The 4,609-nt window shown below is 63.1% G+C and carries 3 protein-coding genes; all 3 read left to right on the top strand.

Annotated elements, in window-relative coordinates:
* The coding region (locus tag AC1DU6_RS20795; protein WP_477859277.1) for a hypothetical protein at positions 1-840 on the top strand (840 nt) is incomplete at its 5' end.
* 159 nt (positions 841-999) lie between these two features.
* Positions 1,000-4,104: a TonB-dependent receptor gene (locus tag AC1DU6_RS20800; RefSeq protein WP_477859279.1), complete on the top strand. Its 3,105-nt coding sequence runs from the start codon at positions 1,000-1,002 to the stop codon at positions 4,102-4,104.
* A 153-nt stretch (positions 4,105-4,257) separates the two neighbouring features.
* Positions 4,258-4,609 (top strand): tryptophan 7-halogenase (locus AC1DU6_RS20805; RefSeq protein ID WP_477859281.1); only part of this gene is annotated, 352 nt, incomplete at its 3' end.

Consider the following 4,609-nt stretch of genomic DNA (forward strand, 5'->3'; position numbering starts at 1 on the left):
GCTACAAGCTACAAGGAGACGACGACGCAGCGCTATATCGCCGTCGACCCGCTGCTCATTGCCGACGGCTTCGCGCCGGGAGGTGGTCGCGGAACAATGAACAACCTAGTCACCAAGCAGGGCGGCAACGTCTGGGTGAACCCGTGGGACAGCGCGCTCAACGCTGGCTGGGAGTGGTGCGATGCGAGCGCGGGCGACTGGTGCTACAGCAAGGTCTCCACCGATGGCTCCACGCTCGATTCGGCCCTGCATATCCCGGACACCATGTTCACCGGCGGCTGGCAATACGGCTTCAACCGCATCGACATCTTTGCGCCTGGCCTGAGTGGCTTCAATTCGTCGGGCGACACGGTGGGTGGACTGCAGGTAACCACCGAGAAGGCGTTGGGCTTCACCATGGGCTTGGGCCTTGATCTCTACTCGTCGAACAAGCCCATCGTCGTGCACCTGGACCTGGGCAAGCGCAACAACGGCTGCAACGTCAGGCTGAGCACCTTGGTGTGGGCCCCATTGCCGGGGTTGCTCAGCTACGGCGTGCCGCTTGACAACTTCGCGGTGACCGATGCCTGCGGCCTGTCGGGCGTCACCACGGCGTCGCTTGACGACGACGTGCGCAAGCTGCCGAACCCTTTTGACAGCACGGGCGCCCCCGTCAACGCCGCCGCGTTCAAGGCGGCCCTGGACAAGATGGCGGCCTCGCGCGCCTCGGCTGCGACGCTGCTGCAGTCCTCCAACGTCGTGCGCACGCGCTTCTGGTTGATGGACGCGAACGTGGACAAGAAAACCGCGGGCATCTACGCGTCCGACTTGACCATCAAGGGCGCCATCACCATCCAGTAACCCAGGCCGCGAGCGGCGTTGCGTGTCAGCGACCGGCCCCGTGTTGATCGGGGCGGTGACACCAGCATCGCGAGGGGCGGCCTCGGCATTCGGTGCCGGGGCACGCGGCAGCGCTGAAGCCAGCTGCCGCCGGACACATCGAAGGAATACGGAGACACCATGAAAAAACAGTTCCGCACCACGGCCATCCATCGCGGCATGGTCCACATGATGCTGCTGACCGTCGGCAGCGCCGCAATGGCACAGACGGCGGCTGAAAAGCCGGCAAACCTGGAAACCGTTGTCATCACCGGGCAGCGCGCAGCGCTGCAGTCGGCGCAGAAGATCAAGCAAAACGCCGAGGAAATCGTCGACTCGGTCGTCGCGGAAGAGGCCGGCAAGCTGCCGGACAAGTCGATCACGGAAGTGCTGCAGCGCGTCGTGGGCGTCGTCATCGACCGCAACAAGTCGCGTGGCGACCCGGAGCACTTCTCCGTCGAAGGCTCGGGCATCAGCGTGCGGGGCCTCAGCTGGGGTTCTTCGGTGCTGAATGGCCGCGAGTCGTTCTCGGCCGGTTGGCCGGGCCGCGAGCTGAGCTGGGGTGACATCCCGCCAGAGCTGATGGCCGGCGTGGACGTCTACAAGAACCCCTCCAGCGAGATCATCGAAGGCGGCGTCAGCGGCACAGTGAACCTGCGCACAGCCTTGCCCTTTGACTACAAAGGAACGAAGGCCTACCTGTCGGCAGGCAACAACTACGTGCAGCGCTCGGGCAAGAATTCGCCCAGCGTGTCGGGGCTGTACACCACCCAATGGAATACGGACATCGGGCGCGTCGGCGTGCTGCTGGACCTCTCCTACAACCACTCCAGCTTCCAGAATGAGAGCATCCAGCTGGATGCCTACTTCCCGCGGACCGACCTGATCGCCGGCAAGGTGGCCTGGGCGCCGAAATCGGCCTCGTTCCGGAACAACACCGGCGACACCGAACGTGCCGGCTTCTACGCCGCGCTGCAGTGGAAAAAGGACAGGATGGACTCGTCGCTGACCTATTTCCTGTCGGGCGCACGGGAGACGGGCAGCGAGCAGGGCATCTACACCGGAGTGGAGAACCCGTACAAGTCGGTGATCAAGAATGCGACGTACGACGCCAACAACGTGCTGACCTCTGGCCTCTACACCTACCCCAGCGGGGGCCTCGGGGCGAACACCTTTGCCGATGGCGGCCTGGGCTTCAACGTCTCGCGCGGCTGGAATCGGAGCAATTCGAAAACCGGTGAACTGGCGTGGAACTTCAAGTGGGCCATCAACGACCAGTGGCTGGTGCAGAACGACGTCCAATGGGTTCATGCGAAGAACGATTCGATCGGCCGCAACATGCAGCTGGGCACCTACGTGCCGAGCATGGGCATCGACGTGTCCGGAAAGAGTCCGGTGCGCATCGGGTTCGACCAGACCGCCACGGATTTCCTGGCCGACCCGAAGAACTATTACTGGAACCTGGTCATGCCGGGCATGAGCAAGGCCGATGCCGACCTCTACGCCTGGAAGGCCGACGCGCGTTACCGTTTCGAGGACAACCCCATCCTGCGTGACATCCGTGTCGGCGTGAGAGCCACCTATCGCGTGGCACGCCACTACGACGCCACGGGCAATACCTGGACGTCCACTTCCGATCCTTGGGCCGTCAAGCAGACCTCCACGCCCGGCAAGCCGCCTGCGGTCACCGATGGGCTCGACTGGCAATCACGCGGAAGCTTCGGCTACATGAGCGACCCGCGCTACCAGACCGTGCCGGTCGAAGTGTTCAACTTCAGCAACTTCTATGGCGGCAAGGCGGGCAAGCTGCCGAACATCGTCATGCCGACGATCGGTGCCGTGCGCGACTACCCGAACACATACAAGACGCTGGCCAACGATTACCGCTACCAGCAATGCCTGGATGGCAAGGCGCTGTTCCCCACCATGAACATCACGTGCGACTACGCGAAGGACTATCAGAACTTCMAGGAGCTGGTTTWCGACGGTAACCCGGAAAAGACCAGCACGCACAGCGAACAGACCGACGCGGTCTACGCCACGCTGCGCTTCGGCTTCGACGACCTGAAGTTCCCGATCGAAGGCAAYGCCGGYGTGCGTGTCGTGCTGACCCRCGACGTCTCGCACGGCTACACAGCTTTCCAGACGCAATACAACTCGCAGACGCCGCCCGATCTGCCGCGCTTCGACCAGCTCGGAGGGCCTCTGAACGTGCAGAACGAATTCGTCAAGGTGTTGCCGTCGCTCAACCTGAAGATGAACTTCACCGACAGGTTGCAGGCTCGCCTGGCGATGGCCCAGAGCATGAACCGACCCGGCTTCAACCAACTTGGCGAGTACATCAAGCTGTGGCAGGACTACGACGCCATCAACCAGAGGGTCTCCTACCGTGGCGAGAACTCTGGCAACGTCAAGCTCAAGCCGATCACGGCCAACAGCTATGACCTGGCGCTGGAGTGGTACCCGCGTGACGGCCAGTCCATCACGGGCACGGTGTTCCATAAAGATGTCAAGGACGTCATCATGAACACCTCTTACAGCCGCACCTACAACAGTGTGGGTGGCAATCCGCAGATTTTCTCGGTCACGGGTCCTGCCAACGTGGGCAAAGCCAAGGTCAGCGGCCTGGAAGTTGCGGGCATGACCTACCTGGACAAGCTGCCCTTCCTGGACGGCGTGCTGCCGGAGTGGGCCAAGGGCATCGGCGTGTCGGCCAACTACACCTACATCGACGCCAAGCAAAGCCTGTACAAGCAGATCTACAACCCCTATTGCGATGCGGGCAGGACGCAGACGAATGGCACCTTGCACCTGTTCGGCTGCGACACCAACGGCGTGCCGTTCAACGATCTGCCGCTGCCCTACATGGCCAAGAACGCGGCCAACTTCGTCTTGATGTACGACCGCGGCCCGTTTTCGGCACGGCTGGCCTACAACTGGCATAGCCGGGTGCTGCAGGGGGCGGATGCCAATGGCACGCGCGGCGATGATGCGACGAGCGCGGACCCGACGCGCCCGGGTGCCCGGGATGTGGGCTGGGGCCTGCCGACCTGGCAGGAGGCGTTCGGCCAGTGGGACGCGGGCATGAACTACAGGTTCAGCGACCAGTTCAGTATGTCGCTCAACATGACGAACCTGAACAACGTCATCGTCCGCCAGACGCAGCAGCAGCACATCGGCACGATGGGGCGTGCGTGGTTCTACCCTGGCCGCAGCTACTCAATGAGCGCACGCTACGAGTTCTGACGCGGTCCCTGACGCGGCGTAACTGCATGCCGCCTGGACGGACTGTCCGGGCGGCATGCCCACTTGCGTGGGTCGGCGCCGCGTGGCCAGAGATGGAAATGATGGACGTCGGCGCAGATCACTGATGGCGCCCAAGAACTTGGCAGAGTCTCTATGACGCAGAAAATTGCTCGCATCGTCGTCGTGGGCGGTGGCAGCGCAGGCTGGATGGTGGCCGCGGCGCTGGTCACCGGGCTGAAGGGCCGCGCCACCGTCGAGGTGGTCGAGTCCGAGGAAATCGGTATCGTCGGCGTCGGCGAAGCCACCTTCCCATCCATCCGCAACTACAACCAGCTGATCGGCATCGACGAGCGCGATTTCCTGCGCGCCACCAACGGCACCTACAAGCTGGGCATCCGCTTTTGCGACTGGCTGGACGTGGGCAAGGACTACTTCCACACCTTCGGTCACTTCGGCAACCTGTTCGGTTCGCAGACGCTGTGGGGCCAGCACCGCCGCATGGGGC

Source organism: Roseateles sp. P5_B10, assembly GCF_056400485.1.